This is a genomic window from Sphaerospermopsis reniformis (assembly GCF_005402885.1).
In the GTDB taxonomy this organism is placed as follows: Bacteria; Cyanobacteriota; Cyanobacteriia; order Cyanobacteriales; family Nostocaceae; genus Sphaerospermopsis; species Sphaerospermopsis kisseleviana.
On sequence record NZ_BJCE01000077.1, the window covers coordinates 1 to 21,998 of the forward strand.

Genomic DNA, 21,998 nt, shown 5'->3' on the forward strand with positions numbered 1-21,998 from the left:
TTGAAATCCCCAAAAATGCACACTTTTTCCGGTATACCCTTCAAAACCCTTGCACTAATTTCTGTGTTTATCAGCCTCTAACCTTTGATATATCAAGGTTTTAGGTTTATTCAGCAAACCCTAATTAAACAGCTATATCGTAAGTGATTGGGCGGAAATATTAAAATTAATATACAAACACACACGCCTATATGTGACTAGGGGTTTAGCATTGCTAAACCCCTACGAGAACTAGCTGTTAACCCTTAGCCGCCCAACTCGGTAGGACGCTTGTATTGCTTATAGGCAGCGTAAAATAGTCCGCTAAGAGTGACGAAAATCAGACCCAGAACAATACCTGAGAGTAGGGGTTCAACCACTGTAAATCTCCTCTTTACAAATTTTCAAGTTTCGTTTCCCGTTTTTAATCTTACCAAATCCCGCATCAATCCAGCGCCCTAAGCCGTTTTTGGATTATAAATACTATCTAAAAATTTTCATCTGTGGTTGCAGGTAGAATCAAGAAATTTTAAGCTATGTGTAGAAGATGAAATATTTTTTTGTAAGAATTCAGAAGTCAGGATTCAGGAGTCAGAAGATTTGCTCATCTAGCGGTTACTCAAATAGTGATTATTAGTTTAACCGTTAAAAAGCTGACTGCTGAACACTGATAGCTGAATGCTTACAGTTTTTCGTACACCTAGACTGTAAAAGCAAACTCTTGAATAACCAGCTTATCAAAACTGAAACTTGGAGTCAGTGGATCACTTTGTCGGTTTTGGCCATACTCATAGCCATACCCGTAACTATTTTTGGTGTTCAGATAGTTCAAACCTCTGATCCTTACGTCAAAAATGTTTTATCACTGACAGGCAACCCAGTACAGGGAAAGGCTATCTTTCAAACCAACTGCGCTGGGTGTCATGGTTGGGAAGCTCATGGACTCGTTGGACCGAGCTTACAAGCTGTCTCGAAACGCAAATCTCAATATGGATTGATTCATCAAGTTATTAGCGGTGAAACTCCTCCCATGCCCAAATTCCAGCCCAGCGCCCAAGAAATGGCAGACCTTTTAAGTTATTTAGAAGGTCTTTAAGGGAACAGGAAATAGGGAAAAGTGTTATTTTATGTTTTTATATGTTGTTATAGATTTTGACAGGCTGACCAGAAAATCAATGGATAATAAAACTACCACTAAAAGAGGGTTTTACTCCTGACTCCTGTAAGGGCGAAGCATTCAGGCGATAAATTATCAATTTTTATCACAGGTTATTTTCCTGTAAGGGCGAAGCATTCGGGCGATAAATTATCAATTTTTATCACAGGTTATTTTCCTGTAAGGGCGAAGCATTCGGGCGATAAATTATCAATTTTTGTTTAAGGCTATTTTCCGAATGCTTCGCCCCTACTTCGCCCCTACAACTCCTGACTCCTGGAAATTTCATGTTTAACTGAGTTTAAGAGTACATTCAAGAATCAATTTCTGGTTAACCAAGGAATAAGGTTGAATTTTCAACGCTTTTTGAAAAGCTTCAATAGCTTCACCATACTTTCCTATTGCTGCGTAACACAAACCCATACCATGAAGTGCGCCAAAGTGTACTGGATTTAGCTGCACAACCATTTGACAGTCAGCTAGAGATTTTTGATAATTGCCTATGCTGTAATATAAAAAAGCGCGTCTATTCCAAGCTTCAGCAAAATCTGGTTGTGTTTTAATAAGTTCTGTTAAAACTGCTTCAGCTTTGGCTGTTTCCCCAGCATCCATTAGTTTTTGACTATAATCAATCTTTTCTAGCCCATATATACCCTTTTGCTGAAACCAGAAGCGCCAAATTTTGCGAGTTGCTTGCTCACGAACTAAAGCATCAGGATTTTTCAAGTCTTCCAGTAAAGAATTGATAGATAAAGAATCCATGCAGTTGAGATAGGTAAGTTGATATTGCCAGTTACTTGTGCAGTAAGTATTCAAACATCAGCAGTCAGCTTTTTAACAATTACGCCAAAAATACTTATTTGCTCATCAAGCAATTAATCAAAAATTCTGACTTTTGACTTTTGAATTCTTACCTTGTGCAGAAGATTATCTCCTAATTTATGTTAATAGTCATCACGGTATTCTCCGATCTTGATTAAAAATTCTGGCAATATTTTGTATTGATTCATACTATTTTTTAAAAAAATTATGTAGGCAATGCTGGCGATCGCTCATTTGGGACAACATAAAAGGTAAGCATTCAGTCGTCAGCAGTCAGCCATCAGCTATGTACCTGAAATAGTGAAATCCAAGGAATGAAAAAACAGATGCAGATAACATTCCTGAAATTAACACTTCTGCATCCTTGCTATTGCTACTCTTGGCTGATTACTGATTACTGATAGCTGAATACTTGCCATAAAAGTAACTGTTCAGGGAGTGCTATATTTAAGCAACCTTTTACTGTAAATTCTCCTGCACCCAACTCCTAAAATTTCGTATTGCCTGACTTCTGCCAATAGTTAAACACTGCCGTACATACTCATTAACTAAATCCACAATGGGAATATGAGGAAAATTAGGACTAGATGGAGATTTTACATATTTCCCATCCTGTAACAAGAAAATTTCTAAACCTTGTTTTTTATATCGCCAAAGTTCAGGAACTCCCAAAATTTGATAATTTTCAAATTGAGTCCGAGAAGTAATATCAATTTCAATAGCTAAATCTGGTGGTGGATCTATATTTAAATCAATTCGATTTTTACCAATTACAGCGGCTTGATTTTGAATGTAAAAACTGGTATCTGGTTCTACGGCTTGCCTCATTCTCTCATTTTTCAGAGTTGTAGAACCAAAGGGTTCAAAATCAACATTCAGTATTTCTAACAAGATTTTCACCAAATCACCAACAATTTCTTTATCTTTTTCATGTTCAGGTAAAGGCACCATAATTTCTAACCATCCATTGCTATAGGAAATACGTGCAGCACGCTTTTCCCCCATTTCTTCTAAAATATTTTCTAGTTGCTGCCAACTAATATCTTTGAGTAACATTTGTTGGCCTGGATGAACAATAATTTGTTGCAATTCTAACAACATATTACCTCTTTAATAATTGATAATTGATAATTGATAATTGATAATTTGTAATTATTTATGGCTTTCCTCTTGCTCCTTACCTGATCATAACCAAAATTTTTAACACCAACCTGCTCACATCTCCTAAATTAGTTAAAATCAAAATCTAAAACACAGTGAACCAGGAGAAACACAGGCGTGCCTACACTCGGTGTAAACATTGATCATATAGCTACCATCCGCCAAGCCAGAAGGACAGTAGAACCAGATCCCATCGCCGCAGCAGTATTAGCAGAATTAGCCGGTGCTGATGGCATTACCGCCCATTTGCGGGAAGACAGAAGACATATTCAAGATCGAGATGTGCGGTTATTGCGACAAACAGTAAGAACCCACTTAAACTTAGAAATGGCTGCCACTGATGAAATGTTAGCGATCGCCCTGGATATCAAACCTGATTATGTAACATTAGTTCCCGAAAAAAGAGAAGAAATCACCACAGAAGGGGGTTTAGATATTGTCGGACAAATTGCTAGAATAGGGGATATAGTTGATAAATTGCAAAATGCTGGCATTCCCGTGAGTTTGTTTATTGATGCCGAACCTGCACAAATCGAAGCTTCTGTCAAGGTGCAAGCGAAGTTTATTGAACTGCATACCGGAAAATATGCTGAAGCTAAAGATGAAACAACTAGCCAGCATGAATTAGGCTTATTAGCCAAAGGATGCGAACAAGCTATAAAAGCAGGTTTGCGAGTCAATGCCGGTCACGGACTCACATACTGGAACGTTTACCCAGTAGCGGCGCTTCCAGGTATGGAAGAACTCAATATTGGCCATACTATCATCAGTCGGGCTGCCTTGGTAGGAATGGAAAGAGCAGTACGAGAGATGAAACAAGCAATGACTGGGGACTGGTGACTGGTGACTGGTGATTGGGGATACAATTTTGGATTTTGGATTTTGGATTTTGGATTGTATTTCATGAATCCAATCTAAAATCTAAAATCTAAAATCTAAAATTCTCCTGACTCCTGACTCCTGACTCCTGACTCCTTGATCTCCTTTCAAAAGAGGGGTTGTAGCTGCGTAATCCTGAAAAATTAGAGTCACATTGGTAACGTAAAACTTTTATGACTTCCACACAGCCTAACAACCTACCTCTTTGGGTACAAAATAGAGATACTGTAATTGAATACAGTAAACAGGCCGAATGGCGCTATCAGACACCCCCAGATTATACCCGTTCTAAAGAAAATCTAGCCAAAGAAAGTACCTGTAATCACGCAGAAGGTTCACTAGAAGCTATTGTACAGAATTTAGTGAGAACCTTTGAAATGGAGGTATCTTTTAAGAGTAATCCTAAACAGTGGTTAGCTGTTGTGCAGGATAAGTTTCGCGTCAGTACAAATGGGGGACAAGAGTTTACAGCCACAGATGTATACACCCAGGGTACTTATAACACATTTATGGCTGATTCTGAACATTACAAAGCTTCAGAAGAAACTTTTGAATCATCAGCGAAACTTTTTCATAGTACCTTTCCTCAAGGTTTTCCTTGGGAACTGCTTGAAGTTTACTCAGGTCCACCAGTGGTTACATTTAAGTGGAGACACTGGGGACATTTTCGCGGTCCATATAAAGACTTTGCACCCACAGGGGAAACAGTAGAAATTGTCGGTATCAGTGTAGCTCGTGTTACCGATGATTTGAAGATTATCTCTTTGGAACACTATTTTGACAACAACCTGTTTTTAGAGAAATTGACAGCAGGTGGCAAAATGGAAAATGCTGCCAATAGTGAAAATAAGAGTAGTGGTTGTCCTTTCGGTTCTTGGTTCAAAGGCGTGAAGAAAAGTTAACCTATTAGGGTACAGTGTTGCTGCTGTACCCTATAAATTATTAGATAGTGACTCAAGGATGAAAATGACAACATACTATTACGTTTTAGCTAGTCAACACTTTTTACTAGAAGAAGAACCTCTAGAGGAAGTTCTCAAAGAACGTACCCGTAACTACCACGAACAAGAAAAAGAAATAGATTTTTGGTTAGTGAAAAACCCAGCTTTCCTGGAAGCACCGGAAATGGCAGCAAATAAAGCTAAATGTCCTAAACCTCCGGTAGCAATTATTTCTACCAATTCTCAATTTATTACTTGGTTAAAATTACGTTTAGAGTATGTCATCACCGGAGAATTTCCAGCTCCTTCGGCAACAATTCCTAATCCTTTGGCATCTTTAACAACTGTGTCTTAATGAAGGCAGGGGGCAGGAGGCAGGAAAGGTAGGAGGCGCAGAGGGAGCAGGGGAGGCAGGAAAGGCTGGGGAAGAATATTAACTTTTGCCTTTTGTTCTCTATTCCCTATTCCCTATTCCCTATTTCCTATTTCCTGAAATAAGTTATAAATTATACAATACTAGGTATACACCAAATGTTTTTACCAAAAGTTCATTATTTACCAAGTGCTTTATTATTAGCAGTAGCTCCAATAATTACTGGTATTAGTCCTGTTTTATCCCAACAAACCATTCCTGCCTGTCAACCTCCCAGTGCGGGGGAGTATCTGTTGTTGGTTGTTAGTCCTACGGTTAATAATCAACAGCAGTTACGTAGTGCCTTACCATCTGACCTAAAAACTGTTACTTGTAAATATCTGAATGAAACAGTAACGCGAGTTGGTGGTTTTAACAATATTGAAGATGCTAACCGTTGGGCAAGATATGTTAACAACGTTGTTGGCTTGTCTGCTATTATTACGACTCGACCAACAGCAGCAACAGCATCAACAGCACCAACAACAGCAACGGTAACACCAGCAATAATCCCATCAGCAACTCTACCAAATCAGACAGTTAGTTATAATCCCAGAGTTTTGGGAGAAGGTTTTGCTGTGTTGGTAGATTATTTCAACCGCCCGGAACTAGCCAAAAATGTACAAAGAACGGTAGGAGGTAATGTTGGTTTAGTTTCCTATGGACAACGCCCCTATCTACTGGCTGTTTATACTACCAACCAAACAGAGGCATACAGGACATTGCAAAAACTGACGGAGAATGGTTTTTTTGCCCTGTTAGCAGATGGTAGAAAAGTCATGTTACTGCGTTCAGTTGTCACAGTAAGGTGATTGGTGATTGGGGACTGGGGACACTTCGACAAGCTCAGTGCATCGCTGGGGACTGGGGACTGGTGATTGGGAATAATATTACCAATTACCAATTACCAATTACCAATTACCAATTACCAATTATGAATTATGAATTATGAATTATGAATTACCTATTCTCTCTTCCCTTCTTACTGTCAACTGTCAACTGTCAACTGTCAACTGTCACCTGTCACCTTACTAATAAGCGGCTCTAGCTAACCAGGAAATGGTGACACCTAAAACTGAACCAGCTATGACTTGAACTGGTGTATGTCCGAGTAGTTCTTTGAGACGGTCTTGGAAAAAGTCTGGTTTTTCATGAAATAATTCATCAATCATTTGATTGAGTATGCGAGCTTGCTTACCTGCTGCTTGGCGAACTCCAGCTGCATCGTACATAACAATGATGGCAAATACCGCAGCTACAGCAAAATCTGGAGATGACCAACCGATAGTTTGCCCAACTCCTGTGGCTAAAGCTGTGACTAAAGCTGAATGGGCGCTAGGCATACCTCCGGTAGTCACTAAGACACGCAGATCCACTTTTTGATGTTTGATGACTTCAACGATGAGTTTTAATCCTTGAGCAACAAAACAAGCCACAAGTGCAACCAGTAGCACCCGGTTGTTGAAAATGTCGCATAAGTCCTGCATGGTTTTTTGGTTAGGTGATTGAATAAGAGCAGCACTTGTGTGTTGAGGAACAGTTTTTTTAGCAGTCAGCCTTCAGCTTTCAGCCATTAGCAGTATAACAGGTGACAGGTGACAGGTGACAGGTGTCAGAGTATAAAGTCTGTATGTGTTGAAGTTTGATCATCTGTTCATGAAGTACAACATTGACTGTCGCTATAACATGATTGTGGTGGATGATTTTGTAACTAAAATTTGGCAGTTTTGTGGTTGTGATTTTAAATTTGGGATTGTGCAATCCAAAATCCTAAAATCCTAAAATCCAAAATCCAAAATCCAAAATCCAAAATCCAAAATCCAAAATCCAAAATTCTCCCTAGTGATTGCGATTGATAATAAAGTGAGCGATCGCTTGTAAGGGTGCTGCTTTTTCACCAAAACTTTCTAGTTCTGCACAAGCTTCTTCAACTAGCTGTTGTGCTTTAGCGCGTGATTCTTCAATTCCCCATAAGCTGGGATAGGTAACTTTTTGTGCTGTAAGGTCTTTACCTGCGGTTTTACCTAGTTGTTCTTGAGTAGCGGTTATATCCAGAATATCATCAATGATTTGGAAGGCTAGACCAATATTTTGAGAATAACGAGTTAATTTTTGTACATCTTCTGGGGATGCGCCAGCAATTATTCCCCCACACACTACACAAGCTTCTAAGAGGGCGGCGGTTTTGTGGTTATGAATAAAATTCAAAGTTTCTAGGGAAATATCTGATTTTCCTTCTGATTCTAAATCTACCACTTGACCACCAACTAAACCGGCAGCGCCTAAAGCCTTACCGAGACGGGCAATTACTTGTAAAGTTCTTTGTGTAGGGACATTTTCGGGGGTTTGGGAGGCTACGAACTCAAAAGCCAATGCTAACAAGCCATCCCCGGCTAAAATGGCGATATCTTCGCCGTAGACTTTATGATTTGTCAACTTACCACGACGGTAATCATCATTATCCATTGCGGGTAAGTCATCATGAATTAGAGACATGGTGTGGATCATTTCCACAGCACAAGCTGTTGGCATGGCCATTTCAATGCTGCCACCAATCATTTCACAGGTAGCAAGGCATAGGATAGGACGTACACGCTTACCTCCTGCTAAGAGGGAGTAGCGCATAGCATCGTAAATCTTCTCTGGATAAACGACAGGAATTGATTGATCCAAAGCAGTCTCACAAAGCCTTTGTCGTTCTTTGAGATAGGCAGCGAGGTTAAACCTGGCTGGTTCTGATGTCTTTTGCAAGTTATCTGTTACTACCATGCTTCAATTCCTAAAATTTTCGGTTTATGGTGATATGTGTGACAATTTTACGGTGTAGAGGAGCAGAAACACTCACTGGATTTTGGATTTTGGATTTTGGATTTTGGATTTTGGATTTTGGATTTTGGATTTTGGATTTTAGTTAGATTCCATAAATCTGAAATTTGCTTAGTTACTGTTTGTCCGCAAATAGCTAGAGACGGTATTTTGCAGTAACATGGCGACTGTCATTGGACCAATACCACCAGGAACAGGGGTAATATATTCTGCCACATTAGCAGTTGGCGCAAAATCAATATCGCCCACTAAACGACTTTTACCACTGCTATCGGTGACGCGATTTATTCCCACATCTACCACAACAGCGCCTGGTTTCACCATGTCAGCAGTGATTAATCTGGGAATACCTGCTGCTGCAACGAGAATATCAGCGTTTTGGGTGATGGTTTTGAGGTTTTGGGTGCGGGAGTGGGCAATGGTAACTGTAGCATCAGCATCTAATAGCATTAACGCCATTGGCTTACCCACTAAGATACTACGTCCTACTACTACTGCTTTTTTTCCCACCAGGGGAATTTTATATTCTTCTAGTAGTCGCATTACTCCCGCTGGTGTGCAACTGCGTAAACCTGCCTCAGTTCGCACCAAACGCCCTAAGTTCACTGGATGCAGTCCATCAGCGTCTTTATCTGGGGCGATTTTATGTAAAAGACTTATAGCATCCAAATGATTAGGTAGGGGTAACTGTACTAAAATTCCATCTACCCGTTGATCTTGGTTAAGTTCTGCAATGACTTCCTCTAGTTCAGTTTGGTTGGTGTGGGTGGGAAAATGTTTACCAAAAGAAGCAATCCCCACTTTAGCACAAGCTTTTTCTTTGTTGCTGACATAAGCTGCTGAGGCGGGGTTATCTCCTACCATCAACACTGCTAAACCTGGAGATCGGCCAATTTTTGGTTGTACTTCTGCGATGGTAGTAGCTAATTCTTTCTGAATTTTAGCGGCTAATGCTTTACCATCAAGGATTTTCGCTGTTTTTGTTTCCATTGTCATTAGTTATTAGTTATTGGGGACTGGGGACTGGGGAGAAATATTTACCTCCTGCCTCTTGCCTCTTGCCTTTTGCCTTTTGCCTTTTGCCTTTTTACTGTCACCAATCACCAATCACCAGTCGCCTATTGCCTTAACTATTTTCTCAGATTAACTGCGTCAACTGAAGGATAAAGAATAAAAGGATGACCTCAAGCCTTTTTTTATCAGTGCAACATAGCTAGTATTAATAGAAACTTGAAGAAACTGGTAACAAGGTAAGGATTAATGCAAAAATTCTCTCAATTGCTTGCTGTTCAACAACAAATACAACGTACTTCTTTGAAATCTTTTCATCAAGGATTAGCCTTTTTTTTGGTAGTGGGACTGTGTAGTTGTGCTAACGGTAAATCTGGTGAAATGAATTTACAAAATCTGAGGATTGGCGCAAATGTTACACCAATTCAGGAAATTAAACCAGCACAGGATAATCAAGCTACTGTTTACATCCAAGGAAAGATAGAAAAACACGCTCCTTTGCTCAAGCAGCAAGCATATCAAATTGCTGATGCCAGCGGTAAAATTTGGGTTGTAACTAATCAAAGTAATTTAAAGGTGGGACAAGAGGTAGTATTAAAGGGTAAGGTAAGATACAAAAGTATTCCCTTGGCTGGGCAAGAGTTTGGGGAAGTTTACTTAGAGGAAGAATAATATATGAATGATCAAATTCCACAAGTAGCGATTGTTATTCTCTACCAAGACAATAAATATCTCATGCAGCTACGGGACAATATCCCCACCATAGCTGCTGCTGGGTGTTGGGGTTTATTCGGTGGACATTTAGAAGCAGATGAAACCCCAGAAATAGCACTGGTGCGGGAAGTAAAAGAAGAAATCAGTTATGAGTTACCTTCTTTTGTTAAATTTGGAATCTATTCCGATGAGAGAGTTATTCGTTATGTTTTTCAAGCACCATTATTAGTAGGATTAGATCAACTGGTTTTAAATGAAGGTTGGGATATGGGATTATTAACAAGGGAAGATATTGAAAGGGGTAGTTATTATTCGGCAATAGCTGGAGAATTTAGGCCTTTAGGTATTCCTCACCAAAAAATTATGCTTGATTTTATAGTAGGTGACAGGTGACAGGTGACAGGTGACAGGTGACAGAAGAAATTATTTAGAAATTGTAGAGAGAATCATCATAGTATTTTATGCAAATAGTAAATAAACTTCCCCGCTGGTTAACTTTTGGTTTGGCTTTTCCTCTGATCATTCTGAACGGATGGTTATTAATTCAGGTTGTCCAATATTTTCAACCTTTGGTAAGCGTTGTTTCTGTCGCTATTTTATTATCTTTTGTTTTAGACTATCCCATCAAATTTTTCAATCAAAAGGGAGTACCACGTAATTTAGCTATTGCAGGAGTGCTGCTTTTAGCAATAGTAATTTTAGGAGCAGTTGGTGTAATTTTAGTACCTTTGATTTTTCAACAACTCAACGAATTAGTTAATATTCTTCCTGTTTGGATAGATTCAGGAACTCAACAATTACAAGCTTTTTTAAATTGGGCAGCTACACAACAAGATTTACCTGTTAATATTAGTGGTTTAGCTACGCAGTTGTTAGAAAAAATTTCCAGTCAATTTCAATCTTTTACCGGTAAAATTTTGGGTTTTGCTTTTGATACTATTGGATTTTTAGTGAATTTTCTTTTAGCTATCGTTTTAACTATTTACCTAATATTAAATGGTGAAAAATTATGGGATGGTATTTACCAATGGTTTCCCAGTTATATTAGCATAAAAGTGAGAGCTTTATTAAAAGAAGATTTCCAAAATTATTTTATTGGACAAGCGACTTTAGGAGCGATTTTAGCTGTCACAGTTACTTTAGCATTTGTGGCTTTAAGGATTCCTTTAGCGTTATTATTTGGTATTGCAATTGGGTTTTTCTCTCTTTTCCCTTTTGGTACGGGAATAGGTATTGGTATTGTGAGTTTGTTGGTAGCTTTAGAGAACTTTTGGGAAGGGGTAGAAGTTGCGGCTATAGCTGTAGCAATTGACCAAATTAATTCTAATATTGTTGCACCGAGATTGTTAGGAAATTTAACAGGTTTAAATCCTGTTTGGGTGGTAATTTCTTTATTAATTGGGGCGAAATTAGGCGGGGTTTTAGGTTTGTTGGTAGCGATTCCTATTGCTAGTTTTATTAAAGATATTGCTGATAGTTGGAAAGCGGGGGAGTTGAAGAAGGTTGATGATGTTGATGGTATTGTGGGTGAAGTTAAGGAAGGTTTAGAGGTGAGGTGAGATTTGTTTGAGGATAAAAAAGTGTGATTTTTTGTTAATCTCTTGAGTAGAGGCGCTTTTCGTAATGCTTCATCATTTTATATCCATGATTCTAGGGAAAAATTCTCTACTTCATGAATGCGCCTATAATCGCTATCAGCAGAAACTAGAGTAAGATTGTATTGAATAGCTGTTGCTGCTATCCAAAGATCATGATCACTAAATCCCAGATTTTCAATTTTGAAACTACGACGTTTGCTTTTTTCTTTGGGTGCAAAATAATTAAAAACAGATGCTTTGAGACGACTGTAAATAATAGCTGTTTCTTCATCCAGAAAATACAGATCGACTTGAGATAAAAATTTCTGAACTGCACTAAGATTTTGATATTTTAGTTCTGATTTTTCTGTCATATATAGCAGTTCAGAATATGTTATAATACTCACACCAATTGTTAAACCAGCATAGGATTTTAAGATATTGGTAACTTGAGGATTACCGTTGATAATGTAACTACAGTGGTTAGTATCCAGTAAATAAGACATAGATAGGGTTTGCTGAATAAACCTAAAACCTTGATATATCAAAGGTTAGAGGCTGATAAACACAGAAATTAGTGCAAGGGTTTGGAAGGGTATACCGGAAAAAGTGTGCATTTTTTGGGATTTCAAGAGATGGCAAAGAAATTTTCCAATCTCCTCCTGACTCCTGACTCCTGACTCCTGACTCCTGACTCCTATGCCCTCACGGAAAGACTTTCTCAGCAACCCCTAGATAGTAATAAAAATTAAAACTGCGTTTGAGAACGGGTTTCTTGAACAAAACGCAAACAATCTTCTAAATCATCACCTTGCCAAGTTCCCGCATACTGTAACAAATCACCTGCTTTTTTGCCTCTTTTTATAGGAGAAATACGGAGTAATTGCTTTTGGTTTACGGTGTTTTTGGTGAGGAGAGAGTCGAGAAATTCACTTAATAAGGAAAGTTGTTCTGGTGGAAGTTGGGATATTTGTTGTTTAATTTTTTCATGTATTTCTAAATCTGTCATTTTTACCTCAGTTTGTTAGTCTAATGATTGTATTTAATTCCTAGCATAACCTAAAAATGGAACATTTTTGTTGTTTCATAACTAATGAAACTAACCAGTAATTACCTTTTTATCAAGACGTTCAGCAAGCCATAATTTAATTATAGTAGGACTTACGCAAGATGTGACTGAAAACCTTATTCTTGCGTAGGGGTAATTCATGAATTACCCCTACTTTCGTTTCCTTTTGCGTAAGTCCTGTATAGAATCAGAAGTGACACCTAAACGTTTTGCTTCTTTTTCCAATGCTTCTATCATCCACACAGGAAAATCAATATTCACTCTTTTTTGTTCATAACTGGGACGACGTGCTTGATATAGGTCTAAAAACTCAGTGATATCTTCATCATTGTCAAATTTAGTATCAAACTCTTCAGCTTGCATATATTTCCTAATTTACCTAATTATTTCACTTATCAAAAAACCTTAGTAGGAATAGATAAATATTCATCAGGTTGTTGATGATTTTGATAGATGTCAAAAAAATACTGTTCAATTTTCTTCAAAATTTTGGCATCATAATAAATCATGCCACAATCAAGACAAATTTGCACCGGAGTATTAGGAACTAATAAATATTGTCCTTGATGGCGATATAAATAATCAATTTGGCGTTGTTCATAATGGGGACTTCCGCAAAAGTTACATTTGATTTCACGCATTAGTTTATCCTCTAAGTTTCCGTTTGTTGATTTGTTACCATGATTTCTACATTTTGACCCAATTTTATTAAATAACTTAATAAATTTTCAATGGTAAATTCTTTGAGAATACCGTTACTTAAATTATTGACTTGTGCAAGTTATAAACCTAAAATTTGTCCAGCTTTGGTGTGATTTGTTGTTGTTTTAAAATATCGGCAATGACAGAAGCTAATTTAACTTTGGCTAGTTTTTCTTCTGCATTAGCAAATCCTAAATCTTGAAAGATATTGCCAGAAGTGATGGTATAATCTAACATAATTTTTTTTTACTGCGATTTACTAACTGGAACGCCCCAATTGTTTTAATAATTTATTACGACTATTAATTGCTTTTTTAAAATATGGATCAAGACTTATTGCTTTTTGGTATGATTTCAGTGATTCTTCATACCTCTGTAATTTTTCTAATGCCATACCCCGTTTATACCAGTAAATCTGATTTTTAGGCTGAATGGCAATGGCTTTATCATAAGATTCAATTGCGTCCTTATGCCTTTGTAGATTGCTAAGACAATCACCTCTATTATGCCAAGATTCATTTCTATTAGGTTGAATGGCAACAGCTTTATCATAGGATAAAACCGCTTTATCATATCTTTGTAAAGTTTTTAAGATGTTACCTCTTTTATGCCAAGCAAGAGTATATTCAGGTTGAATAGCAATGGCTTTATCAAAAGATTCAATTGCTTCTTCATATCTTTGTAAAGTTCTTAGAATAAGACCTCGATTATACCAGGCTTCATGGTGGTCTAATTTAATAGCAATAGCTTTATCAAAAGATTCAACGGCTTCTTCATATTTTTGTAAATTTCTTAGAATAAAACCTCGATTAAACCAAACTTCATATTGATCAGGTTGAATGGCAATGGCTTTATCAAAAGATTCAATTGCTTCTTCAGATTTTCGTAAAGTTCTTAGAGTAAGACCACGATAATACCAAACGTCATGTTTGTCAGGTTTAATGGCAATGGCTTTATCGTAAGATGCGATAGCTTCTTCATACTTCTGTAAAGCTCTTAGATCATTACCTTGATTATACCAATATTCATATTGATCAGATTGAATAGCAATGGCTTCATCATCAGATTCAATAACTTCTTCATTACTTACGAAACTGGGTAGTTCATGACTCTGGTGAACCAAAATTTCACTTAATTGGGTTGGTTTTTCAGATTGTATATTCTCTTGTTTATCAACTCTAAAAATTTGATTTAATTCCTCCAAAGCATCCTTAGCATTTCTATAACGTTCTTTCCACTCATAACGTACCATCTTACAAATAAACTTCTCTAAGTTATCACCTAATTCAACTTGATCAAGCCAAATAATTTCGCCATTATCATCTTCTGTTAATAACCGAGGAGATAAATCAATTAATGCCTGAATTGCTGTCATTCCTAAAGCATAAATATCACTACTAAATTTAGGTTTACCAATAGCTTGTTCTATAGGTATATATCCCTGTGTACCAATACGAATAGTTCGGGTAGTGTAATCTGATTTCATGGCAATAGTAGTATTAATTTGTTTGATTGCACCAAAATCAATTAATACTAACCTCCCATCTTTACGTCGCATAATATTGGCAGGTTTAATATCCCTATGAATAACTCTGTTGTCATGGATATAAACCAATATTTCTAAAACATCTCGTAAAAGTTGAATTACTTCAGCTTCACTTAACTTTTTACCAGGACAAATTTCATTACTTAAATCCTTACCTTCAATAAATTCTTGAATTAAGTAAAAGTCTTCATCTTCCTGAAAATAGGCGTACAATTTAGGAATTTGATCGTGATTTTGACCTAATTTATATAAAATCTGTGCTTCTTGTTCAAATAAACGAATACTATCTTTATCAATTTCTGTAGGTTTTAACCGTTTAACCACACAAACCGGTTTAGGAGTAACAGGAATATCTAAATCTTCTGCAAGGTAAGTTTCCCCAAACCCACCTGCACCTAGTTGTTCGATAATCTGGTAACGTTGACGGAGAATCTTACCAATCATAAGATGTTATCTTTCTAACCCTGTTTCCATCTATAATAACCGATAATCTCTCTTTGTGTCTCTCTCTGCGCCTCTGCGTCTCTGCGTGAGAAAAAAATTAAACAACTTAAAGCGATCGCCTCCATTACCCCATAAAATCATCAACCATGTTTTTAAATAAGTATTATTATGTAATAATTTGCTATAACAACTAAAAATGTTATCAACCAAACATATACTTAAAGATTAGGAGTAACACCATAAACCAGAAACACTGACATAGAATAAAAACATTTGATTTATATTACAATGATTAAATCACTAAAATATATTTGTTGTTAATTATGCTGAAAAAACTGATTCTCGAAAATTGGAAAAGTTTCCGTTATGCTGAACTTCCCCTTGATCCTTTAACTGTACTTATTGGAACTAATGCAAGTGGTAAATCTAATGTGGTTGAAGCATTGGAATTTTTACAAAGAATAGCTAATGGTGAAAATGTTGAAACAGCTTTAGCAGGAGATAAAACACTTCCTGCTATTCGTGGTGGTGTTCAAGGTGCTGCAAGACATGGTGAAAAAGAGTTTAGTTTAAAGGTGTTAATTGGAAGTGAAGATGATGATTATTTATATAATGTAAAAATACAAACATTCCCTGATTGTCAAATACTACAAGAAGATATTAAAAGTGATTTATATTATCACGAACAAGGGATTTACTTAAAAAAGTTTACTTTAAAGACAGGACACAACAATAGAAGTAATCTCAATAATACAGGTAATAGTTTTAGTTTGAGCGATTTATTTGAAAACAACATTCTATATAACACTACTGAAGGAGGTAACATGGTTTTTAGTAAAGATGTTAAAGATATATTCTTACCCGCAAAAAAGAAAGTTCAAGAGTTTGTGGTATCTAATTTAGAAAATATGTTAACTCTTAATCCCATTCCATCTACAATGCGTGACTATTCCCGACTTTCTGAAAACCTAGAAAGCGATGGTTCAAATATTGCTGGAGTATTAGCAGCATTACCAGACGATAAAAAATCAGAAGTTGAAAATACCCTATCTGAATATATTAAATATTTACCAGAAGGTGATATTAAAAAAGTATGGTCTGAACCAGTAGGAAGACTGAAAACAGATGCAATGCTGTACTGTCAAGAAGAATGGAAACCAGGAGAAATTACAGAAATTGATGCTAGAAGTATGTCAGATGGAACATTGCGATTTCTAGCAATACTCACAGCATTATTAACCCGTCCTGAAGGTAGTCAAATTGTCATTGAAGAAATAGATAATGGTTTACATCCTTCCCGTGCAGCATTATTAGTAAAAATATTAAAAGAAATTGGCAGTAAACGCAATATTGATATTTTACTAACCACCCATAACCCAGCTTTACTAGATGCTTTTGGTTCAGAAATAGTTCCTTTTGTAGTTGTTGCACATCGAGATTCAGAAACCGGAGAAAGTAAACTTACCTTATTAGAAGATATTGAAAACTTCCCTAAATTATTTGCTTCTTATTCCTTGGGACAAATGACAACAAAAGGCGCAATTGAACGCAGTCTTTCTCATGGTGTATAATTGGGGGATTAATTTAAAAAAATGAGAAAAGTTTTATTAATAGATACCTCTTTATTGTGCGTCTGGTTAAAAGTTCCAGGTAAAGAAACTGCGGGTAATAATAAATGGGATTTTGAACTTGTAAATGAGAAAATTCACACAGAAATTAAAAAAGGAACAACTTTGATACTTCCCTTAGCTACAGTTATTGAAACCGGAAATCACATTGCACAAGCGAAAACCGGCGATAAATGGACATCTGCGGAAAAATTTGCAGAAATTATGATTTTTGCTGCTGATGAAACAAGTCCTTGGGCTGCTTTTCGTGAACAAATTGTATTATGGGAAACAGAAGGATTGAAAAAGTTAGCTGCTACATTTCCCAACCAAGCTGTACAAAACACCTCTATGGGTGATGCCAGTATTGTCGTCTTAGGTTGGTATTATTATAGTGAAAAAGGGTTTCATGTAGAATTTCTCACTGATGATGATAAATTAAAATCTCAAGAACCACCACCACCAACCTCACCCACCCGTCGCAGTAGTCGCAAAAAATAATAATATCTCTCTTTGCGTCTCTCTCTGCGCCTCTGCGTCTCTGCGTGAGAAAAAAAATTAAAAAACCTTAAACAACCACCCCACATCACGCTATCATCAAGAATAGTGCCAAAAATCGCAGCATCTACCATGACCACACCAGAACCCCAATCACAAAACACACCTCTCAGCGATACAAAACTGGTAGAAGACCGCAGCAAGCTGAGTAAAATGTATCAGCACTACGTAGAAATGAAAGATAAATACCCCCATGCGTTGCTGCTGTATCGTGTTGGTGACTTCTTTGAAACCTTCTTTCAAGACGCTGTAACCGTTTCCAGAGAATTAGAATTAGTCCTCACCAGTAAACACGGGGGTGATGTGGGTCGGGTAGCTATGACTGGTGTACCTCATCACGCATGGGAACGCTACACAACCATGTTGGTAGAAAAAGGTTATGCTGTAGTTATTTGTGATCAAGTTGAAGACGCATCAGAAGCAGTAGGTTTAGTGAAACGGGAAGTTACCCGCATCCTCACACCGGGAACTTTGTTAGAAGAAGGAATGCTCAAAGCTAGTCGCAATAATTACTTAGCGGCTGTGGTAATTGCGGTGAATCATTGGGGTTTAGCTTATGCTGATATATCAACTGGGGAATTTCTCACTACTCAAGGCAGTGATTTAGAACACCTAACCCAAGAATTAATGAGGTTGCAACCTTCTGAAGTGCTTTTCCCCACCAATGCACCGAATTTAGGTACTTTACTACGTCCGGGGGAAACTTCCCCTTCCCTTCCTCAGTGTTTACCACCCACATTTTGTTATAGTTTGCGATCGCAACTTCCCTTTTCTCAAGCCGAAGCTAGAAGTAAAATATTGCAGAAATTCAAATTGCGATCGCTCGAAGGTATCGGTTGTGAACATCTCCCCCTTGCAGTCCGCGCTGCTGGTGGACTGTTGGAATATCTGGAAGATACCCAAAAACAAAACCCCGTATCTCTGCAATTATTACGCACCTATACCTTAACCGATTACCTCATCGTAGATCATCAAACCCGTCGCAACCTAGAAATTACCCAAACTGTCCGCGATGGCACATTTCACGGTTCTTTATTATGGGCTTTAAACCGAACCAGCACCGCTATGGGTAGTCGGGCGTTAAGAAGATGGTTGTTACAACCGCTACTTGATATCAAAGGTATTAAAGCTAGACAAGATAGTATTCAGGAATTAGTTGAGAATACACCTTTACGGCAAGATTTACGAACATTATTAAGGAAAATATACGATTTAGAAAGGTTAGCAGGTCGCGCAGGTTCAGGAAGGGCAAATGCACGGGATTTAGTCGCGTTAGCTGATTCTATCTCTCTTTTACCTGAATTAGCTAACATAGCAGCAGAAGGGCGATCGCCTTTTTTAAAAGCTTTGCAAAAAGTACCTCCCGTACTGGAAGAATTAGCAAAAAAAATACAATTGCACATCGTAGAATCACCACCTAATCATTTAAAGGAAGGCGGTTTAATTCGTCCTGGTATAAATCCCCTATTGGATGAAAGAAAAGCGACAGTAGAAGCAGATCAACAATGGATCGCAACGTTAGAAGTTGATGAAAGAGCGAGAACGAGTATTCCTAATTTAAAGGTCGGGTTTAATAAGACTTTTGGGTATTATATTAGTATTTCACGTTCTAAATCAGATCAAGTTCCTGAGAATTACATCCGTAAGCAAACGTTGACGAATGAGGAACGTTACATTACTCCTGAGTTGAAAGAGCGAGAAGCGCGGATATTAACGGCGCGAGATGACTTAAATCAGCTAGAATATGAGATTTTTGCCGCTTTACGGGATGAAGTGGCTGAACACGCGGATACTATTCGCAATATTTCCCGTGCGGTGGCTGCTGCTGATGTATTATGTGGGTTGGCGGAGTTAGCGGTACATCAGGGTTATTGTCGGCCGGAAATGGTGGAGGGACGGGAGGTTGAGGTTATTGATGGTCGTCATCCGGTGGTTGAACAATCTTTACCTTCTGGATTTTTTGTTCCTAATTCTACTTGGTTAGGTGGGAAGAATTACGGAGGAATGAACCACGAAGGAACGAAGGAAGCGAAGGAAGAAGAGAAGAGAAGAGGGAAGGAAGGAAAGAAGGATACATCTTACCCTGATTTGGTTATTTTGACTGGTCCTAATGCTAGTGGTAAGAGTTGTTATTTACGGCAGGTGGGTTTAATTCAGTTAATGGCACAAATTGGAAGTTTTGTACCTGCTATGTCGGCACGCTTGGGAGTTTGCGATCGCATTTTTACCCGTGTGGGTGCGGTTGATGATCTGGCAACTGGTCAATCTACTTTTATGGTAGAAATGAATGAAACTGCTAATATTTTAAATCATGCAACTGCGAAATCTTTGGTTTTGTTAGATGAAATTGGTAGGGGAACTGCAACTTTTGATGGTTTATCTATTGCTTGGGCTGTGGCAGAATATTTAGCAGTGGAGATTAAAGCTAGAACTATTTTTGCAACTCATTATCATGAGTTAAATGAGTTAGCGAGTATTATTAATAATGTGGCAAATTATCAAGTTACGGTGAAAGAATTGCCTGATCAAATTATCTTTTTACATCAAGTGCAACCCGGTGGTGCTGATAAATCTTATGGTATTGAAGCTGGGAGGTTAGCGGGTTTACCTGCGGTGGTTATTCAACGAGCAAAACAGGTAATGGGACAAATTGAAAAACACAGTAAAATTGCTATGGGTTTACAAAATTTACAATAGTCAAACCTCTGGGATTGTTAAGTTCTTGAGCAAAGAGATAAAATAATGTCAGTTTCTCTTGAAGAAATACAAACGAAATTTTCTCAGGATCAATTCGAGTTTTCTAAACATGGAGTTGATCAGTCTATACTCAGAGGTATTGGAGTCAAGGAAATTAAAAAGGCAATTCAAAACGGAAAAATAATTGAAGATTATCCAAATGATAAGTATGGAGCTAGTTGTCTAATTCATGGTTTTACCCAAAATGGTCGCCCTATTCATGTACAATGTAGTTATCCGTCACGTTCATTGATTAAAATTATTACAGTGTACGAGCCTGACTCTCATCGCTGGAGTGATGATTTTACTAGGAGGAAAAGTAATGCAGAATAACAATTTTAACGAAAACTTTGTAGAGCAAAGAGTTACTTACTCATTAGAAAAAGATGGTCAATTTTTTATAGTCGAAAATGTACCAGCTAGAGTCAACATAGAAACTGGTGAGCAATTCTTTTCTCCTGAAACTGTTGAACAGTTACAGCAAATTATTTTGCAGAAAACTCAACCAGTTCGGTTTATGCAAATTCCAGTTTATAAATTTGCGGCGTAAAGTGTGGACAGGAATGATAAATCACCCTTTCAAAGTTGCTTTTTTAGAGACAACCCATAAAAACTTATGTGGGGCTTGCTGAAAAAATGTAAAACCCAGATATATCAAAGGTTACACGCTGATAAAGAGGAAAAAAGTGCAAGGGTTTTGAAGGGTATACCTGAAAAAGTGTGCATTTTTTGGAATTTCGAGAGATAGCAAAGAAATTTTCAAATCTCCTCCTGACTCCTGACTCCTGACTCCTATGCCCTCACGAAAAGACTTTCTCAGCAACCCCTATGTGGCATATTTTCATCCACTAGAAAATTCACAGCTTATGCTCCCAAGGCAGTAAATTCAGTGTGTCTAACCAAATCAGCAGCATAGCTAAGAGCCGCTTCGACTTGAGTTTTAGTAAGTTCGTATTCTTCCATAACTTCTTCTTTGCTCATGCCACCTGCAAGAGAACCAATGATAATAGAAATTGGGACACGAGTACCACTGATAACGGGTGTGCCGTGATGAATAGCAGGGTCTATGCTGATGTATGGTGAAATTTCCATAAATACCTTCTTGGTGTTTGCTGTTTCTCTATTTTGCCTTGAGATTTTGCCAAGCGATCGCTTGATAAATTCTCTTAGTGATATAACTTATAACTGGAGCATCTTCAAAAATTATCCTTTCCAGTCCTGACTGGTATCACACAAAAAATCATCAGCAATAATATCATCAAATAAATAAGGACAATTTTCGGGAAAAGTTCTTAACGGTAAATTAGTTTCCCGTAAAGCTAAATCAACTCCTGCTTCAAAACCATCTAACATAGCTTCTTCCATACGAGATTTTAAACTAGGGTTTTGTCGCAGATGTCGCAGAATAGCGCGACGTTGTTCTCTAATTGTTAAAAACCAACTGCGAGAACGGTTTTCCGGTTGATATTCCCATTTTAAGAGATGACCTAATAATACACCCAAACGACTTGCTAATTCTCGATATTCCTGCCTTCCCAAAGATTGAATTTCCTCTTGTAAATGTTGCCAGTCTAATTCTAAAACTAGCCTTTCTTCTAAAGCTTTAGCTTGTTGTTGTGTCCAACAATAGAAGTCTTGATGATACAAAGAAGAAGATTGAGATTGCTCCATATTCAGATAATTTGATCTTCATCTGCAATGATATTTTAATTAGGGGTTGCTGAGAAAGTATTTCCGTGAGGGCATAGGAGTCAGGAGTCAGGAGTCAGGAGTCAGGAGGAGATTGGAAAATTTCTTTGCCATCTCTTGAAATCCCAAAAAATGCACACTTTTTCCGGTATACCCTTCAAAACCCTTG

The 21,998-nt window shown here is 37.6% G+C and carries 28 protein-coding genes; 13 read left to right on the forward strand and 15 right to left on the reverse strand.

All coding sequences use genetic code 11. The annotated features are described in order from the left end of the window. Positions 1 to 245: 245 nt before the first annotated feature. The gene (gene petG / locus FFR48_RS12690; RefSeq protein ID WP_013191177.1) at positions 246 to 359 is read right to left on the reverse strand and encodes a cytochrome b6-f complex subunit V; all 114 of its coding nucleotides are present in this window, start codon (positions 357 to 359) and stop codon (positions 246 to 248) included. A gap of 341 nt (positions 360 to 700) precedes the next feature. Between petG and FFR48_RS12695 the strand changes: the two genes are divergently transcribed. Next, positions 701 to 1,075, forward strand: a complete 375-nt coding sequence (locus FFR48_RS12695; protein WP_096571060.1) for a c-type cytochrome — start codon at positions 701 to 703, stop codon at positions 1,073 to 1,075. A gap of 351 nt (positions 1,076 to 1,426) precedes the next feature. Here the strand turns inward: FFR48_RS12695 and FFR48_RS12700 are convergent, their stop codons facing one another. Together FFR48_RS12700 and FFR48_RS12705 are read right to left on the reverse strand one after the other, a co-directional pair. Next, positions 1,427 to 1,897, reverse strand: a complete 471-nt coding sequence (locus FFR48_RS12700; RefSeq protein WP_096571058.1) for a tetratricopeptide repeat protein — start codon at positions 1,895 to 1,897, stop codon at positions 1,427 to 1,429. A 519-nt stretch (positions 1,898 to 2,416) separates the two neighbouring features. Continuing rightward, positions 2,417 to 3,058 (reverse strand): Uma2 family endonuclease, encoded by a 642-nt coding sequence (locus FFR48_RS12705; RefSeq protein ID WP_137667619.1) that lies wholly within the window; start codon positions 3,056 to 3,058, stop codon positions 2,417 to 2,419. Between the two features lie 177 nt (positions 3,059 to 3,235). Between FFR48_RS12705 and FFR48_RS12710 the strand changes: the two genes are divergently transcribed. From FFR48_RS12710 to FFR48_RS12725, 4 genes are all read left to right on the forward strand, one after another. After that, on the forward strand, positions 3,236 to 3,958 hold the full coding sequence (locus FFR48_RS12710; protein ID WP_096571055.1) for a pyridoxine 5'-phosphate synthase: 723 nt from the start codon (positions 3,236 to 3,238) through the stop codon (positions 3,956 to 3,958). Between the two features lie 212 nt (positions 3,959 to 4,170). Next, complete coding sequence (locus FFR48_RS12715) at positions 4,171 to 4,899, forward strand: SnoaL-like polyketide cyclase (protein ID WP_096571053.1); 729 nt, start codon at positions 4,171 to 4,173, stop codon at positions 4,897 to 4,899. Positions 4,900 to 4,963: 64 nt separating this feature from the next. Then, the gene (locus FFR48_RS12720) at positions 4,964 to 5,293 is read left to right on the forward strand and encodes an MgPME-cyclase complex family protein (RefSeq protein WP_096572795.1); all 330 of its coding nucleotides are present in this window, start codon (positions 4,964 to 4,966) and stop codon (positions 5,291 to 5,293) included. Between the two features lie 176 nt (positions 5,294 to 5,469). After that, a complete protein-coding gene (locus tag FFR48_RS12725; RefSeq protein ID WP_201277612.1) occupies positions 5,470 to 6,162 on the forward strand; it encodes a hypothetical protein in 693 nt (230 codons plus the stop codon). Positions 6,163 to 6,381: 219 nt separating this feature from the next. Here FFR48_RS12725 and FFR48_RS12730 read toward each other — a convergent pair whose 3' ends face one another. The 3 genes from FFR48_RS12730 to folD all read right to left on the reverse strand — a co-directional run bounded on the left by FFR48_RS12730 (position 6,382) and on the right by folD (position 9,166). Continuing rightward, a complete protein-coding gene (locus tag FFR48_RS12730) occupies positions 6,382 to 6,837 on the reverse strand; it encodes a divergent PAP2 family protein (RefSeq protein WP_096571049.1) in 456 nt (151 codons plus the stop codon). A 352-nt stretch (positions 6,838 to 7,189) separates the two neighbouring features. Beyond that, on the reverse strand, positions 7,190 to 8,119 hold the full coding sequence (crtE, locus tag FFR48_RS12735; RefSeq protein WP_137667621.1) for a geranylgeranyl diphosphate synthase CrtE: 930 nt from the start codon (positions 8,117 to 8,119) through the stop codon (positions 7,190 to 7,192). 168 nt (positions 8,120 to 8,287) lie between these two features. Then, positions 8,288 to 9,166 carry a bifunctional methylenetetrahydrofolate dehydrogenase/methenyltetrahydrofolate cyclohydrolase FolD gene (gene folD / locus FFR48_RS12740; protein WP_137667622.1) on the reverse strand — a complete coding sequence of 293 codons (879 nt, stop codon included), beginning with the start codon at positions 9,164 to 9,166 and terminating at the stop codon, positions 8,288 to 8,290. 270 nt (positions 9,167 to 9,436) lie between these two features. Here folD and FFR48_RS12745 point away from each other — a divergent pair, with 270 nt between their 5' ends. The 3 genes from FFR48_RS12745 (at position 9,437) to FFR48_RS12755 (ending at position 11,460) form a co-directional block, all read left to right on the forward strand. Then, positions 9,437 to 9,859: a hypothetical protein gene (locus FFR48_RS12745; protein WP_190346876.1), complete on the forward strand. Its 423-nt coding sequence runs from the start codon at positions 9,437 to 9,439 to the stop codon at positions 9,857 to 9,859. A 3-nt stretch (positions 9,860 to 9,862) separates the two neighbouring features. Next, positions 9,863 to 10,294 carry an NUDIX hydrolase gene (locus tag FFR48_RS12750; RefSeq protein ID WP_137667623.1) on the forward strand — a complete coding sequence of 144 codons (432 nt, stop codon included), beginning with the start codon at positions 9,863 to 9,865 and terminating at the stop codon, positions 10,292 to 10,294. 68 nt (positions 10,295 to 10,362) lie between these two features. Then, complete coding sequence (locus tag FFR48_RS12755; protein ID WP_096571039.1) at positions 10,363 to 11,460, forward strand: AI-2E family transporter; 1,098 nt, start codon at positions 10,363 to 10,365, stop codon at positions 11,458 to 11,460. Positions 11,461 to 11,537: 77 nt separating this feature from the next. Here FFR48_RS12755 and FFR48_RS12760 read toward each other — a convergent pair whose 3' ends face one another. From FFR48_RS12760 to FFR48_RS12790, 7 genes are all read right to left on the reverse strand, one after another. Further along, positions 11,538 to 11,984, reverse strand: a complete 447-nt coding sequence (locus FFR48_RS12760; protein ID WP_137667624.1) for a type II toxin-antitoxin system VapC family toxin — start codon at positions 11,982 to 11,984, stop codon at positions 11,538 to 11,540. Positions 11,985 to 12,226: 242 nt separating this feature from the next. Continuing rightward, positions 12,227 to 12,487, reverse strand: a complete 261-nt coding sequence (locus FFR48_RS12765; protein WP_096571035.1) for a hypothetical protein — start codon at positions 12,485 to 12,487, stop codon at positions 12,227 to 12,229. A 210-nt stretch (positions 12,488 to 12,697) separates the two neighbouring features. Further along, on the reverse strand, positions 12,698 to 12,910 hold the full coding sequence (gene brnA, locus FFR48_RS12770) for a type II toxin-antitoxin system BrnA family antitoxin (protein ID WP_096571033.1): 213 nt from the start codon (positions 12,908 to 12,910) through the stop codon (positions 12,698 to 12,700). A gap of 32 nt (positions 12,911 to 12,942) precedes the next feature. Further along, a complete protein-coding gene (locus FFR48_RS12775; protein ID WP_096571031.1) occupies positions 12,943 to 13,188 on the reverse strand; it encodes a type II toxin-antitoxin system MqsA family antitoxin in 246 nt (81 codons plus the stop codon). Between the two features lie 148 nt (positions 13,189 to 13,336). Next, positions 13,337 to 13,486, reverse strand: coding sequence for an XRE family transcriptional regulator (locus FFR48_RS30075; protein ID WP_201277613.1), 150 nt, complete (start codon positions 13,484 to 13,486; stop codon positions 13,337 to 13,339). 22 nt (positions 13,487 to 13,508) lie between these two features. After that, positions 13,509 to 15,239: a serine/threonine-protein kinase gene (locus FFR48_RS12785; protein WP_137667625.1), complete on the reverse strand. Its 1,731-nt coding sequence runs from the start codon at positions 15,237 to 15,239 to the stop codon at positions 13,509 to 13,511. A gap of 30 nt (positions 15,240 to 15,269) precedes the next feature. Beyond that, positions 15,270 to 15,449 carry a hypothetical protein gene (locus FFR48_RS12790; protein ID WP_137667626.1) on the reverse strand — a complete coding sequence of 60 codons (180 nt, stop codon included), beginning with the start codon at positions 15,447 to 15,449 and terminating at the stop codon, positions 15,270 to 15,272. A 113-nt stretch (positions 15,450 to 15,562) separates the two neighbouring features. Between FFR48_RS12790 and FFR48_RS12795 the strand changes: the two genes are divergently transcribed. The 5 genes from FFR48_RS12795 to FFR48_RS12815 all read left to right on the forward strand — a co-directional run bounded on the left by FFR48_RS12795 (position 15,563) and on the right by FFR48_RS12815 (position 20,690). Beyond that, positions 15,563 to 16,810: an AAA family ATPase gene (locus FFR48_RS12795; protein ID WP_137667627.1), complete on the forward strand. Its 1,248-nt coding sequence runs from the start codon at positions 15,563 to 15,565 to the stop codon at positions 16,808 to 16,810. A 21-nt stretch (positions 16,811 to 16,831) separates the two neighbouring features. Then, positions 16,832 to 17,347: a hypothetical protein gene (locus tag FFR48_RS12800; protein ID WP_137667628.1), complete on the forward strand. Its 516-nt coding sequence runs from the start codon at positions 16,832 to 16,834 to the stop codon at positions 17,345 to 17,347. Positions 17,348 to 17,476: 129 nt separating this feature from the next. Further along, positions 17,477 to 20,101 carry a DNA mismatch repair protein MutS gene (mutS, locus tag FFR48_RS12805; protein WP_137667632.1) on the forward strand — a complete coding sequence of 875 codons (2,625 nt, stop codon included), beginning with the start codon at positions 17,477 to 17,479 and terminating at the stop codon, positions 20,099 to 20,101. A 45-nt stretch (positions 20,102 to 20,146) separates the two neighbouring features. Next, positions 20,147 to 20,473, forward strand: a complete 327-nt coding sequence (locus tag FFR48_RS12810; protein ID WP_096571017.1) for a DUF4258 domain-containing protein — start codon at positions 20,147 to 20,149, stop codon at positions 20,471 to 20,473. Next, positions 20,463 to 20,690: a hypothetical protein gene (locus tag FFR48_RS12815; RefSeq protein WP_096571015.1), complete on the forward strand. Its 228-nt coding sequence runs from the start codon at positions 20,463 to 20,465 to the stop codon at positions 20,688 to 20,690. Before FFR48_RS12810 ends, FFR48_RS12815 begins: the two co-directional genes overlap by 11 nt. A gap of 314 nt (positions 20,691 to 21,004) precedes the next feature. On the opposite strand, the gene FFR48_RS12820 is transcribed toward FFR48_RS12815, so the two are convergent. Continuing rightward, positions 21,005 to 21,232, reverse strand: coding sequence for a DUF433 domain-containing protein (locus FFR48_RS12820; RefSeq protein ID WP_137667629.1), 228 nt, complete (start codon positions 21,230 to 21,232; stop codon positions 21,005 to 21,007). A gap of 111 nt (positions 21,233 to 21,343) precedes the next feature. After that, the gene (locus FFR48_RS12825) at positions 21,344 to 21,811 is read right to left on the reverse strand and encodes a DUF29 domain-containing protein (protein ID WP_137667630.1); all 468 of its coding nucleotides are present in this window, start codon (positions 21,809 to 21,811) and stop codon (positions 21,344 to 21,346) included. Between the last annotated feature and the right edge of the window lie 187 nt (positions 21,812 to 21,998).